Genomic DNA, 13,009 nt, shown 5'->3' on the forward strand with positions numbered 1-13,009 from the left:
GCCCCGGCGCGGGGCGGGCTCTTCGGTGTCTCGCTCACATGCCGAGCAGGCGGTCCAGGTAGTCCCGGTAGCCGCGCACGGCCGCGCGCAGGCGCTCGGTGTCGTCGCCCGGCTCGTTCTGCCAGTTGGCCAGCTCGGCCCGCTGGGCCTGCAGGGCGTTGGTGATGGTGTCGACGGCCTCGCCGACCAGGGTGTCGGCCTCGCCGGCGACCGCGCGGGGGTCGTCGATGAAGCGCAGCTGCAGCTCGCGCCAGCGGTCGCGCAGACCGTCGACGGCGCCGTCGGCCCAGACCGCCCCGATGGCCGTGACGTCCACGGACCCGGGCGTCGAGTCGGTGGTCGCCGGCGCTTCGTCTTCGGTGCTGTCGCCGGTGCTGTCGTCGACGGCCACGACGTTCGTCTCGTCGACGTCCGTGTCGTCGGCGACGTTCGTGTCATCGGCGACGTTGGTGTCGTCGACGGCGTACGTGTCGTCAACCGCGTTGGTGTCGTCGACGGAGGTCTCGTCGACGCGGGTGTCCGCGTCGAGGTTGGTCGACCCGGCGCGCAGTTCGGTGGCGTGCTCGGCCGCCCACTGCCGGTCCTCCTGGTCCTCCTCGGAGGCGACCTCTTCCTCGGCCGCATCGTCGTCGAGCCGCGCGTCTTCCTCGGCCGCGTCCTCGTCGAGCCGCGCGTCCTCGTCGGCCCGCGCGTCCTCGTCGGTCACCACGCGCTCGCCGGACTCGGCGTCGCGGACCTCGTTCTCCCGCACCGCGTTGTCGTACGCCGCGTCGACCTCGTCCTGCTCGAACGCCCGGGTCTCGCCGTCGTGGTCCTCGCGGTCCTCGGCCAGCGCGTCCTCGCGGTCGTCGTCGGCCAAGGCGTCCTCGCGGTCCTCGCGGTCCTCCTCGGCCAGCGCGTCCTCGCGGTCCACGACCTCGACGTCGTCGCGGTCGGCCACGTCGGCGTCGGCCGAGCCCGAGGCGTAGGTGGAGGCCGGGTAGCTCTCCGCCGCGCGCTCCTCGCCGGTGTCCTGCTCGTCGCGGGGGGCGTGCGCGGTGCCCACCGCCACGTCGTCGTCGTTGTCGTGGTCGCCGAAGCGCTGGCCGGGAACGTACCCCTCGTGCTGCTCCTGCTGCGTCATCGCAGACTGTCCTTCCCCGGCCCTACGACCGGCTGCGGGTGTTGTGCGGCGCGTCGCCGCCGGTGCGCTGGGCGGGTACGCCGTCGACCGCATCGTCGTCGGCCTGGTGGAGTTCGGCGTCGTGGCGGGCGGCCGGGTCGTCGAACCCGGTCACGTGCTCGGCGTCGTGCTCGGCCGCCGCGGCCGCGGCCTCGGCGTGGTCGGTCTCGTCGACCCGCTCGGCCCGGCGCGCGTCCGCGCGGTCGGCGGCCACGGTGTCGACGGGCTCGGTCACGGTGCCGACCGGCGCGGCCACTGCGGCGGGCTCCGCCACCACGGCGGGCTCGGCCACGTCAGCGGGCTCGGCCACGACGGCGTCGGCCGGCGCCGTGTTGGCGCGGCCGGTCGGGGTGACGTCGGTGCCGAGCAGCTCGGAGAAGAGCGTGCGGTAGTGGACCACGGCCTGGCGCAGCTGCTCCGTGGTGGCCTCGCCACGGTCGGAGAGCTGCGAGATCTCGTGGGCGTCGCGGTAGTGCCCGACGGTCCGGGCGTGCTCGACCGACAGGTGGGAGAGGTGCTCCTCGTAGTCGCCGGTGGGGTACCCGCGCTCGGTGACCAGCTCGGTCACCAGCGCGTCGGCGTCGCGGACGGCGCCGGCCGGGTCGTCCAGGAAGCGCGCCTGGATCTCCTCCCACTTGCCGGTGTATCGGGCCCGGGACTCCGGGGACAGGTCCTTGATCTGGAGCTCGGCGTGGCGGCGCTCGCGTTCACGCAGTTCACGCTCGGCGGCGAGGCGGCTGTCCCCCTCGGCCACGGCCCGGTCGTACTCGGGGCCGAACCGGTTCTGCAGGGCCCGCCGCCGGGTGACGAACCAGATGCCGTAGCCGAGCGCGGCGATCACGATCAAGACGATGACCGTAATCAATACTTGGGTGGCTGTCATGGCGGTCCTCCTTCAATGGAGGTATTCCCGCCTGACGCCCCGACTCAAACGAAGTTCACGCACCCACGAGATGGTTGAGGAAATCGCGGTAGCCGTGCACGGCCGCCCGCAGCTGCTCGGTGTCGTCCCGGCCGGACGCCCGCCAGCTGCTGAGCTGGTCCTTGCGCGCGTTGAGCGAGGCGGTCACCCCGGCCAGCGCGTCGTCGATCAGGCGCTCGGCCTCGCCGGCCGCCGTCTGCGGATCGTCGACGAAGCGCAGCTGCAGCTCCTGCCACCGGGTCCGCACCTCGTAGGCGTGCGCCTCGCTGGTGAGCGGGGCGGTGACGGCGTAGCCCCCGCCGTAGGGCACCGAGGACATCGGCGCGGCCGCCGGGACCGCCGCCGCCGGTGCGGGCGCGGCCGGTGCGGCCATGCCCATCGTGCCGGGCGCCTGTGGCGCGCCCATGGTGCCCGCCATCGGGACCGTGCCCGCCGTCGCCGCCGTCGTGGGCGGGCGGGGCTGGGCGACGGGCGCGGGGGTGCCGGCCGGAATGGTGCCGGCGCCGGCCTCCTCCAGCTCCTCGTCCTCCTCCTTGCCGCCGCGCAGCAGGATCCAGCCGCCCACCGCCAGGGCGAGCACCACCAGGCCGATCGTGATCGTCGTGGAGTTCACGGGGTACCCCCTAGAGTCCGAGGATGCGGTCGAGGAACTCGCGGTAGTCGCGCAGCGAGGCGCGCAGGTTCTCGGTGTCCAGCCCGCGGGCGGCCCGCTGCTGGTGCAGCTGGGTGCGCCGCTGGTCGAGCGACGCGTTCAGCGAAGTGACCGCCTCCTGCACGAGCCGCTCCGCCTCCCCCGCCACCAGGTGCGGATCGTCGATGAACCGCAGCTGGAGCTCCTGCCACCGCGACCGCAGCCGCTGCCGGTCGCCCTCGTTCCACAGCGCCGCCAGGGTGGCCGAGGCCGAATTGCCGACCGGCCGGTACGCCGAGCCGTTGACCGGCGCCGAGCTGCCGACGGGAGCCGGACCGCCGCCCACCGGCGCGGAGCCCACCGCGGGTGCCGCCGAGACGCTGTCGGGCGCGGCCGGGAAGGTCTCCGGCTCGGGCGGGACGTCCTCATCGACCTGGGGCGCCAGTTCGTCGCCTTCAGGTTGCATGCGCGCGTTCCTCTCCATCGGGAGGTGGCGCGATACCCCGGTACACCCGGACAAAAGCCACGGACGGGATGACCTATCGGGCTAGGCCCACGTGACCGCCGCCACGCTTGCGGCCGTTCGCAAGCCGACCGCAAGTGCTCGCCAAGTCAGGGGCGGCAGAGTGCTGAGCATGACGAACTCCTGCAAGTCCTGGGCCGGCCCGACCTTCTCCTCAACCGCGAACCTGGACAAGGGCAAAAGCGCCGCTGGTGCGCCATGACGCGGGCAGCCGCCCCTCGACCCCGGCGGCCAGTCCGGTCACCACGTCCGACTTCAGCGTACGCAGCGCCGCGACGGGCCCCGGGAAGTATCCGCTGACCTCCGCGAAGGGCGTGGTCACCGGCCACAGCCGATCCCCCACCAGGCGGCGGTAGTTGAGATCCCCCTTGAGGATCGTCAACTCCGCCTCCGCGAACCGAGCAGCAAGCTCCGCCGGCGCGTCGTGGAAGGTGAGCGGGGCGCAGTAGAAGCTCTGGGTGTACAGCCGCAGCCGTTCGCTCTTCAAGGCTTGTCTGAGTCGAGTGCCAACTTCGCTTCCGGCCGGGAAGCGCCCCAGCTCGTCGAGCACATCGGCCGTCATCGCGTCGGAGACGAAGTAGGGCGCCGGCTTGACGTGCAGCTCAACGGTGCCGGCGCGGCCGGTCCGCAGCAGAAAATCGATGAGCACCAGGTCCGGCAGCAGCTCCCGCCCCGCGTTGTCGGCGACCACGATCACCGTGCCGCCCCGGGCGAGCTCCCACAGCCGCGCGCTATCGTCGACGAGCAGCTCATCGACCTTGTCGTGGTGCGTCGCGACCAGCCCGAACCCGAGATCGGCCCGGTTGCCCCACACCGCCGCCCTGACGAGCCCGTCCGCCTGCCGCGCCTCGGGCAGCTGCTGCAGCGCGTCGAGCTCGGCGAGCTCCGCCGCGCCCGGCAGGTCGGCCCGCTTCTGCGGCCCGAACGGATCGATCCCCTGCCACGCCCCGGGCCCGTAGTAGTCCACGGCCTCGAGCAGCCGCCGATAGAAGAAGTTCTCGGCGAACAGAAACGGGACGTCGACCCAGCTCGCCCGCCCGATCATCCCGTCGCCCCACCCGGCCCACAACTCCCCGTCATGCGCCCCGGCTCGCAAAGGCTGGATGACATCCTCCTGCAAGAGCCTTCCAAGCCGCTCTCGTACCGCCGGTGCGTACGGATACCCCGCCAGCACCCGCTCCACGATCTTCGGATGCCGCTCCCTGATCACCGAATAGGGAAACGAACGCGGATCACTGCACACGATCACGGGCGGCTCGACGGGCATGGGGGCAGTATCACCCGTAAACTCGAACCATGTCGGACGAGTGGTTCTACGCCCTCTTCGTGATCGGCGGCCTCATCCTGGTGGGCCTGCTGATCGCGGCCATCGTCCTGGCCATCCGCGTCTGGAAGACCGGAAAGTACCTCCAGGCCATGGGCGTCGGCGGCAAATGGGTCCTGTGGGGCGCCATCATCTACACGATCTTCCCCATCGACCTGCTCCCCGACCCCATCTACCTGGACGACGTGGGCGTCCTGGGCGGCGCACTCATTTACCTGTCCCGCCTGGCGATGAAGGCGCGGCAGAACCGGCAGATCCCCCAGCAGCCGGGGCAGCCGAGCCAGTCCCCGCAGCGCACGCGCTGAGGGCCTGGCCGACCACCGTCACCTGGTTCGCGCCTTGCTCGCTCCGGCCGCCGCCGGCTCCGTGGCGGCTTGGCTCGTTCCGGCCGCGGCCGGCTCCGTGGCGGCCGGGCTTCCTCCGGCTTCCGCCCGTTCCGCGGCGGCCGGGCTCGCTCCGGCTGTCGCCCGTTCCGCGGTGGCCGGGGTCTCTCCGGCTTCCGCCCGTTCCGCGGCGGCCGGGCTCGCTCCGGCTGTCGCCCGTTCCGCGGTGGCCGGGGTCTCTCCGGCTTCCGCCGGCTCCGCGGTGGCCGGGCTTCCTCCGGCTTCCGCCTGTTCCGCGGCGAGTGTGCGGACGGCGGATTCGAGCTCGTCGCGGCCGATCTTCCGGCGGGCGACCATGGCCACCTTGCCGGTCCGGTCCACGATGACGGTGTTCGGCAGCGTGCGGGGCGAGATCGCCGGGAAGGCGAGCGGGATCTCGCCGGATGGGTCGAACACGTTCGGGTACGTCACGCCGTAGGTGGCGACGAACCGCCGGGCCGCGTCCCGGTCGTCGTTGACGTTCACGCCGAGGACGCGCACGCCGAGGGTCCCGGTGGCGACGGCGACGGCCTGCAGGTCCGCGGCCTCGTCGTTGCAGGGCGGGCACCAGGACGCCCAGAAGTTGACCACCACGATGGAGCCGCGCCAGTCGGCGAGGCGGAACGCGCTGTCGTCGAGAAGCCGCCCGGTCAGGTCCGGAACGGCCGGGCGCCCGTCCGGCGGGAAGCTCAGCGGCGCGGTGGCGGACGGGCGCGCGGCGCTGTCCTGCGGATCGTCGGTCTCCCGCAGGTACCAGGCCACCATCATGCTGGCGGCGACGATCGTGCCCGCGACGACGCGGCGGCGGGTGGACAAGGTCGATGCACCTCCCGGTTTCCTGCGATGATCTGGGCATGAACGACATTACGGTCGTGCCCGTCCCCGCCCGCGTCGAGCCCGCCGACGTTGTCTTCGCCTTGGGGCCCGACGCGGTGATCGCCTCGGATTCGCCGGGCGTCGGGGCGTTGCTCGCATCGGCGCTCCGGGCCGCCACCGGATTGGCGCTGCCCATTGTCGAGGGCGGTTCGGAAGCCGCGATCGCGCTGCGGCTCGGTGGCGATTTCGGTGGCGATTTCGGCGACGAGGGCTACGAACTCGTGGTCGGCGCGGAAGGGGTGGTCGTTCGGGCCCGTACCGAGGCCGGGCTTTTCTACGGCGTGCAGACCCTGCTGCAACTGCTGCCGGCCGCGAATGGGCCCTGGACGGTGCCGGGCGGGCGGATCGTCGATGCGCCGCGATTCGGGTACCGCGGGGCGATGCTCGACGTTTCCCGGCATTTCTTCGGCGTCGAGGTGGTGGAGCGGTTCATCGAGGCGATTTCACGGTACAAGATGAATGTCCTGCACCTGCACCTGAGCGACGACCAGGGCTGGCGGATCGCGATCGAGAAATGGCCGGAGCTGGCCACGGTCGGCGGGGCGTCGCAGGTCGGGGGCGGCGCCGGGGGCTGTTTCAGCCAGGCCGAATATACGCGGATCGTCGAGTTCGCGGCCGCGCGGTTCGTGACCGTGGTGCCGGAGATCGACATGCCGGGGCACACGAATGCGGCCCTGCACGCGTATCCGGAGCTCAATGCCGACGGGGTCGCGCCCGCCGCGTACACGGGCGTCGACGTCGGATTCAGCACGCTCGCCGTCGGCAAGGACGTCACCTACGACTTCGTGCGCGACGTGCTCACGGAGGTCGCCGCGCTCACCCCCGGTCCGTATCTGCACATTGGCGGCGATGAGGCCCAGAGCACGACCACCGAGGACTATCTGGCGTTCCTGGACCGGGTGCAGCCGATCGTCGGCGAACTCGGCAAGACCGTCGTCGGATGGCACCAGATCGGGCCCGCACGAACGGTTCCGGGGCGGGTCGCGCAGTACTGGGGACACGGCCCCGCGCCCGACGAGGATGTGCTCGCGGCGGTCGCGCAGGGGGACCGGATGCTGTTGTCACCGGCGGATCGGGTGTACCTCGACATGAAGTACACCCGCGAAACACCGATCGGATTGGACTGGGCGGGGCTCGTCACCACCCGCACCGCCTATGAATGGGATCCGGACCGGCTCATCCCCGGCGCCGCGGTGCTCGGCATCGAAGCTCCACTGTGGACCGAAACCGTCGCGACCACGGCCGACATCGATCTGCTGACGTTTCCCCGCCTCCCCGCGGTGGCCGAGTTGGCGTGGTCGCCACAGGCATCGCGGGAATGGGACGGATTCCGCACCCGGCTGGCCGCCCACGGTCCACGGTGGACGGCGCAGGGAATCGGATTCCACCCCGACCCCGAGGTCTTCTAGGCAGGCTTCCGCGCGACCAGGACATCGCGCATGATGGCCTGGTCGACGCGGTGCCGGAACGACCGGTACGGCTCGTCGTCGACAACCTCCAGCCCGGCCTCCTCCAACAGCCCGGCGGCAAGCTCCCGTTTGGCCACGAACGTGTTCCACGCGATGCCCATCGCGCCGCCCGGCCGCAGCAGCCGCGCCCAGATCGGCGCCGCCTCGGCGAGCAGATCCTCCGGACTGCGCACGAGCCCCTTGCCGGCCGTGCGACTGCCGTGCTGCACGCCATAGGGTGCATCGGTGACAATGAGGTCGAACGTGGAATCCTTGAAGAACTCCCGCGACCGCATGGTGTCGGCGTTCACGACGTCCAACAGCTGCGTGGCCCCCGACTTGTAGTCGTCCCGGTCGGCGGCCAGCTCGATCCGAAGCCGTTTCGCGACCACCTGCCGCTCGCGCCGCACCGGCCCGAATTCCGCCTTGTGCTTGACCCGCTTCCGCTTGAGCCACGTCTGGATGAAGGTCGCGTACGCCTCGAAATCCTTCTGATCCCGATCGATGCCGGCGCCGTCAAAGCCGTACATCAGCGCCTGATTGAGCGTCGTCCCCCGCCCACACAGCGGATCGAGCACCCGGAACCGCCGCTCGAGCAGCTCACCCGCCCAGTCGGACGCGAGCAGCGTGACGTTCAACAGCAGCTTCGTGAACTGCTCGTTGGTCTTCCCCTGGTACTTCTGAATGGTGATCAAATCATCGTCGAACCGGTCGAGCCGCCGCAGCTCCACCGGCCGGAGCAGATCCCCTTGGACAATCTCGAACAACGCATAGACCGACGACAGATTGCCCAGGACCGCAACGTCCCGCTCGGTGAGCTCGCCGGCCTCGAACGTCACGTACGGCACCCCGCCGACCTGCGCCTGCCGCACCTCGGCGAGCTTGTTCCCAAGCACCCCCCGGTCGAAGGCCAGGAGCTCGGCTTGAGTCAGCTCGACGGACGCCTCGGCGTAGACGCGGTTGGCGGAGGGCAGGATGAGCAGCGCATACAGGGTCATAGACCGCCCAGCCTACCGACACGGGGGTACCGGGATGCAGCGCCGCCCCCTGGTGATGTACAGTTCCACGAGCAGGGGCGATTGGCGCAGCGGGAGCGCGCTTCGTTCACACCGAAGAGGTCACTGGTTCGATCCCAGTATCGCCCACCGCGTTGTTGCACTTCAAGGCCGCTTTCCCACATCGGGAAGCGGCCTTCTCAGTGTCACGGCCATGATCCCAAGAATCGCGCGCAGCGAGAAACGCGTGGCCCGCGGCATTCCCGAGCTGCAATCCTCGCGCCATGGCGGTCTGGCTGCACGACGGCAAGCTGTACGAGGTCAACCAGTACTACTTCGGCGAAAGCGACTCGTGGTGCTACGAGGCTGCACGAGGTCAACGCGCGAAACCCGACATCGGGACGGAATGATCAAGGGCGGGGTACGGCACCGAGCGCCAAAGCCAGGCGGGGCGCCAGCGTCGCGGCGTACGTCGCCGTGAGGTGGCCGCTGTCGCGGTAGACGAGTGCGTCGCCGATGGCCGCGGCGCACGGGTCAGTCGGGCAGATCGCGTCGTTGAGATCGATCAGGGAAACGCCGGACAGGCCCGCCGCGGCCTGTTCCTGCAAGGTGCCCACGCCGGCCAGCGCGCCCGGGCGGGGGAAGGCGCACTTCGTGAGTTCCTCGCGGTGCTTCGTCACGCATTCGGCCATGTCCATGCGCGGTTGTGGCGTTTCGCGCAGTACCGCCACCGGTACGCCCGCGTTCGCGAAGTCTGACCAGGTGTGGCGCAGCGCGTCGACCTGGGCTGCGGCGCCCGCCTTGCCCACGAGGGGCTTGCCGTCGTGCATCGGCTGGTAGAGGGTGCCGCTCGTCAGGAGCAGGTCGGGGCGCGAAGAGCCGGTGAGGGCGGTGCGGAGGTCGCGGTTCCAGGCGGTACACCCGGCGAATGGCTGATCCGAGTGCGGAAGTGCGACCTCCACGTCCAGCATCGGGCAGGAGTTGCGCAGATAGACCACCAGCCGCCACCGCTTCTGGGTCGCGACCGCCTCCAGGGCGGGCAGCCAATGGCCGGCGTGGGAGTCGCCGGCCAGGACCACCGTGGTGGTGGCCTCCCGCACGCCGTACACGCAGGATTTCAGCTCCCCGCCGGTCCCGGTCGGCACGCAGCCGTCGCGGTAGGCATCCGGTAGGTCCTCGCGCACCGTGAACGGGTCGGGCCACAGTGCGGCCACGTGGTCGACCGCCGCGCCTGCCCGGTCGCCGCGCGGGTCCTGCTTGAGCGCCGTGGCGCCGGCTACGGTCGGACCGCCGCGCGCGAGGGGCGGAGCGGGCTGGGCGGCCGGCCAGACCGCGAAGTACAACAGCAGTCCGCCGAAAGCCGGGAGCGCCGTGGCGGCCGCGCCCAGCTGCAGGGCCCGCACCGGGTGCCGCGTCAGCGCCTTCGAGCGCCGCGCGGGATTTTCGATCCACTTGTACGTCACGATCGCCGGCCCCGCCGCCGCCAGCACCACCAGCACGCCCGCGAGGGGGCCGAGCGCTCCGAACCGCGCTTCGGCGGCGATGAGCAGCGGCCAGTGCCACAGGTACAGCGAGTACGACACCGCACCCACCGCCCGCACCGGCCGCAGGCTCAGCAACGCCGCCGGCCCGACTGAGTCAGGCCGGCACCCCGCCGCGATCAGCGCCACGCTTCCGAGCGTCGGCAGAAGAGCCAGCGTCCCTGGTACCGCACTCGCGGCGTCAAACGCCACCGCGCTCCCGACCACGGCGGCGAGCCCCAGCCAGCCCAGGACGACGGATGCCACCCGCGGCAGCGTGGCCGCCCGCGGCGCGAGGATGGCGAGCGCACCACCGAGCCCGAGCTCCCAGAGGCGGGTCGTCGACACGAAGTACGCCCGCCCCGGCTCGCTCGCGGTGAGCCAGACCGACCAGGCGAACGACGGCACGGCCACGACGGCCAGCCCGGCGAGCAGCAGCGGCCGCACGTGCCGGCGCCGGCCGATCCGCGCCAGGACGACGATCAGCAGCGGCCAGATCAGGTAGAACTGCTCCTCGACGGCGAGCGACCAGCAATGCTGCACGATGCTCGGCGCCTGATCGGCCGCGAAGTAGTCGACGGACCGCTCGGCCAGCCGCCAGTTGATCCCGTACACCCCGGCGGCCACGACGTCCCAGCCCGTCGCCGCCCACCGGATCCTGGGCAGGAACAGCACGGTGAGCACGAGCGACGCGGCGAGGACGACTCCCGCCGCCGGCAGGATGCGCTTGGCCCGCCGCCCGTAGAAATCGAGCAGCGAGACCCTGCCGGTGCGTTCCACCTCCGCGACGAGCAGCCCGGTGATGAGGAACCCGGAGATGACGAAGAAGACGTCGACGCCGACGAAGCCGCCCGAGAGCAACGGCACCCCGGCGTGTCCCAGGAGCACGAGCCCCACCGCGAGGGCGCGCATCCCTTCGATGTCACCGCGAAACCCGTGCCCGCCCACTCGCATGGAACCGACATTAGGTGCGAATCGCCAGCAATATCCAGCTAACCGGCTAAAACGGGCGAAGGTCTGACTGCGCGACGACGTTGAGCATCGGGGCGCCGGTGACGTAGTTGCGCAGGTTGGTCAGGAACAGGTCCCAGATCCGGTCCAGGTAGTGGGTGCTGCCGTTCGAGCCCGAGATGTGCGCCGTCACGATGGTGTTCGGCAGGTCCCAGAACGGGTCGTCCGGCGGCATCGGCTGGCGGTAGTGGTCGTCCAGCGCCGCCCCGCCCAGGTGGCCGCTGCGCAGCGCCGCCACCAGCGCCTGCTCGTCCACCACGCCGGCGCGGGCCGGGTTCAGCAGCAGGGCGCCGCGCGGGAGGAGGGCTAAGGCCTCCGCGTCGACCAGGCGCTTCGTCCCCGCGTTCATTGGTGTGGTCACGATCAGGGCGTCCAGGCCCGCGTAGAAGTCGCGGTACTCGCTCAGCTCGAACGTCCTGGCCGGCGTCAGCGGCTCGACCGCGTTGTAGCGCGGGCCGCGGTCCTTCACCCCGCCCCGCGACATGACCCAGATCTCCAGGCCGAGCGCGGCGCAGTGCCGGGCCACCTCGCGGCCGATGTTGCCGTACCCCAGCATGCCCACCCGGCGGCCGGAGAGCTCCGACTGGAAGACCGGGCTGCGGTCCCAATGACGCGAACGCTGCGCGGCCAGCATGCCGGGGAAGTTGCGGTACAGCGCCAGCAGCATCAGCACGCACCACTCGGCGATCGGTTTGTCCTGGACGCCGCTCGCGTTCGTGACCAGCGCCGAGACGCCCTCCGCCTGGGCGTAGCCGTGGGAGCCCAGCTGCAGCCATTCCAGCGCAGGCAACGGCGGGCAGCGGTCGGAGAACAGGACCGTGGCCGACGGCGGGACCGGGTCGTCCGGGCCCAGGCACGTCACCTCCGCGTCAGGGGCCACGGCGGACACCTGCGGGGCATGGCGAGCGGCAAGCGGTTGCGCCAGGACGATGTGCATCGCGGCCTAGCTTCGCATCAGCTTGCCGGGCACGCTCGAGAACTCCTCGGCGCCCGGGCGGAACGGGTAGCGATCGCGGACCGACTGCGGCAGGTGGACGCCCAGGCCCGGGGCGTCCGGACGCTGTACCACGCCGTCGCGCACCTCCAGGGTCCAGACCTCCGTGTGCAGGGGGCCGGCGGCCGGCGGGAGCTCGACGATCAGGGTGTTCGGGCAGGCGAAGGCGGCGTGGACGTTCTGCATGACGCCGATGCCCGCCGACCAGGCGTGCGGGGCGACCCGCGGGAACTGCGCCGCCACGCGGACGAAGGCGTCGATGCCGAGCCAGGCGGCGTCCGGCTGGGCCACGTCGAACGTGAAGCCGGTGAACTCGGCGACGCTGGTCAGCTGCTCGCCGCCCGCGATCGGGACCGGGCCGCCGCACAGCTCGGCGTAGCCCGCGAGGTCGTCGTAGGGCAGGGGTTCCTCGAAGAACACGAGACCGTACGGCGCCAACGCATCCATGACGCCGCGTGCGGTCGAGACATCCCAGCGCGCCTCACCTTCGCGGTGGCCCATATGGCCGTCCAGCAGGATGCCGAGGTCCGGGCCGAACGACGCGCGAAGCGCGGCGAGCTTCGAGACCTCCGCGTCGGCCGCGAACGAAAGTTCCGCACGGGTCGCGGAGTCCAGGTAGCCGGACGACAGCTTCACCGCCGAGAAACCCAGCGAGCGGTAGAACTCCACCTTCCGCAACAGGTCGTCCAGAGGCCATGGCGACGGCCCGCCGGTGGCGTAGGCGGGCAACGCGGCAGGCGCGGTGGCGGCCAGCAGCCGGTGGACCGGCAGCTGCAGCAGCTTGCCGGCCAGGTCCCACAGCGCGGCCTCGATCCCCGCGAGCACGGCGGCGCCCAGGCCCACCCGGCCCCAGAACTGGAAGCAGGTGCGCATCCGCGCGACCAGCGCGCGCACGTCCAGCGTGTCCGGCTCGAACGGCTCGGCGTGCAGCAGGATCGGCCGCAGGTAGTCGACGACCAGCGGGACGCTCTCCGGGAAGAAGTACCCCGCGTAGGTCTCGCCCAGGCCCGTCTCGCCCGTGTCGGTGACGAGCTCGATGAAGGCGGCGCTGCGGCTCTGTTTGAACACCGACAGCCAGGGGTCGTCCGTGCAGGGGCCCGTCAGCAGGACGGTTCGGACCTCGGTCAGGCGCACGTCGCCACGGTGCTTGGAACTGCGTTCCATGTCAAGCGGACCCTCGATTGACATGGAACGACAAGCGACCTAGCGTCCGCATGAAATGGCGTTCCATGTAGATGGGA

General features: G+C 71.3%; 13 protein-coding genes and 1 tRNA gene. 4 read left to right on the forward strand and 10 right to left on the reverse strand.

Features of this window, described 5'->3' with window-relative positions; genetic code table 11:
* Nucleotides 1–34: 34 nt before the first annotated feature.
* The 5 genes from ACQPZ4_RS40925 to ACQPZ4_RS40945 all read right to left on the reverse strand — a co-directional run bounded on the left by ACQPZ4_RS40925 (nucleotide 35) and on the right by ACQPZ4_RS40945 (nucleotide 4,505).
* The gene (locus ACQPZ4_RS40925) at nucleotides 35–1,123 is read right to left on the reverse strand and encodes a hypothetical protein (protein WP_433048684.1); all 1,089 of its coding nucleotides are present in this window, start codon (nucleotides 1,121–1,123) and stop codon (nucleotides 35–37) included.
* Between the two features lie 22 nt (nucleotides 1,124–1,145).
* Entirely contained in the window at nucleotides 1,146–2,045 is a 900-nt protein-coding gene (locus ACQPZ4_RS40930; protein WP_433048687.1) for a hypothetical protein, read from the reverse strand.
* A gap of 55 nt (nucleotides 2,046–2,100) precedes the next feature.
* A complete protein-coding gene (locus tag ACQPZ4_RS40935; RefSeq protein WP_433048690.1) occupies nucleotides 2,101–2,697 on the reverse strand; it encodes a hypothetical protein in 597 nt (198 codons plus the stop codon).
* A 10-nt stretch (nucleotides 2,698–2,707) separates the two neighbouring features.
* Nucleotides 2,708–3,181, reverse strand: coding sequence for a hypothetical protein (locus ACQPZ4_RS40940; RefSeq protein WP_433048693.1), 474 nt, complete (start codon nucleotides 3,179–3,181; stop codon nucleotides 2,708–2,710).
* A 211-nt stretch (nucleotides 3,182–3,392) separates the two neighbouring features.
* Nucleotides 3,393–4,505 (reverse strand): damage-control phosphatase ARMT1 family protein, encoded by a 1,113-nt coding sequence (locus tag ACQPZ4_RS40945; protein ID WP_433048696.1) that lies wholly within the window; start codon nucleotides 4,503–4,505, stop codon nucleotides 3,393–3,395.
* A 29-nt stretch (nucleotides 4,506–4,534) separates the two neighbouring features.
* Between ACQPZ4_RS40945 and ACQPZ4_RS40950 the strand changes: the two genes are divergently transcribed.
* Nucleotides 4,535–4,867 (forward strand): YkvA family protein, encoded by a 333-nt coding sequence (locus ACQPZ4_RS40950; protein ID WP_433048699.1) that lies wholly within the window; start codon nucleotides 4,535–4,537, stop codon nucleotides 4,865–4,867.
* 18 nt (nucleotides 4,868–4,885) lie between these two features.
* On the opposite strand, the gene ACQPZ4_RS40955 is transcribed toward ACQPZ4_RS40950, so the two are convergent.
* Nucleotides 4,886–5,740, reverse strand: coding sequence for a TlpA family protein disulfide reductase (locus ACQPZ4_RS40955; protein WP_433048701.1), 855 nt, complete (start codon nucleotides 5,738–5,740; stop codon nucleotides 4,886–4,888).
* A gap of 38 nt (nucleotides 5,741–5,778) precedes the next feature.
* Here ACQPZ4_RS40955 and ACQPZ4_RS40960 point away from each other — a divergent pair, with 38 nt between their 5' ends.
* The gene (locus tag ACQPZ4_RS40960) at nucleotides 5,779–7,209 is read left to right on the forward strand and encodes a beta-N-acetylhexosaminidase (protein ID WP_433048704.1); all 1,431 of its coding nucleotides are present in this window, start codon (nucleotides 5,779–5,781) and stop codon (nucleotides 7,207–7,209) included.
* On the opposite strand, the gene ACQPZ4_RS40965 is transcribed toward ACQPZ4_RS40960, so the two are convergent.
* Nucleotides 7,206–8,246, reverse strand: a complete 1,041-nt coding sequence (locus ACQPZ4_RS40965) for a TRM11 family SAM-dependent methyltransferase (RefSeq protein ID WP_433048707.1) — start codon at nucleotides 8,244–8,246, stop codon at nucleotides 7,206–7,208. The two genes, ACQPZ4_RS40960 and ACQPZ4_RS40965, sit on opposite strands and share 4 nt — an antisense overlap.
* 75 nt (nucleotides 8,247–8,321) lie before the next feature.
* Between ACQPZ4_RS40965 and ACQPZ4_RS40970 the strand changes: the two genes are divergently transcribed.
* Together ACQPZ4_RS40970 and ACQPZ4_RS40975 are read left to right on the forward strand one after the other, a co-directional pair.
* Nucleotides 8,322–8,393 (forward strand) — tRNA-Val (locus tag ACQPZ4_RS40970).
* Nucleotides 8,394–8,527: 134 nt separating this feature from the next.
* Entirely contained in the window at nucleotides 8,528–8,653 is a 126-nt protein-coding gene (locus tag ACQPZ4_RS40975; protein ID WP_433048710.1) for a hypothetical protein, read from the forward strand.
* On the opposite strand, the gene ACQPZ4_RS40980 is transcribed toward ACQPZ4_RS40975, so the two are convergent.
* The 3 genes from ACQPZ4_RS40980 to ACQPZ4_RS40990 all read right to left on the reverse strand — a co-directional run bounded on the left by ACQPZ4_RS40980 (nucleotide 8,654) and on the right by ACQPZ4_RS40990 (nucleotide 12,932).
* Entirely contained in the window at nucleotides 8,654–10,675 is a 2,022-nt protein-coding gene (locus ACQPZ4_RS40980; RefSeq protein ID WP_433048713.1) for an acyltransferase family protein, read from the reverse strand.
* A gap of 88 nt (nucleotides 10,676–10,763) precedes the next feature.
* Nucleotides 10,764–11,654, reverse strand: coding sequence for an NAD(P)-dependent oxidoreductase (locus tag ACQPZ4_RS40985; RefSeq protein ID WP_433048716.1), 891 nt, complete (start codon nucleotides 11,652–11,654; stop codon nucleotides 10,764–10,766).
* A gap of 63 nt (nucleotides 11,655–11,717) precedes the next feature.
* Entirely contained in the window at nucleotides 11,718–12,932 is a 1,215-nt protein-coding gene (locus ACQPZ4_RS40990) for a mandelate racemase/muconate lactonizing enzyme family protein (protein WP_433048719.1), read from the reverse strand.
* Between the last annotated feature and the right edge of the window lie 77 nt (nucleotides 12,933–13,009).

Origin of the sequence: Dactylosporangium sp. CS-033363, from assembly GCF_050942475.1 — a bacterium.
Taxonomy (GTDB): domain Bacteria; phylum Actinomycetota; class Actinomycetes; order Mycobacteriales; family Micromonosporaceae; genus Dactylosporangium.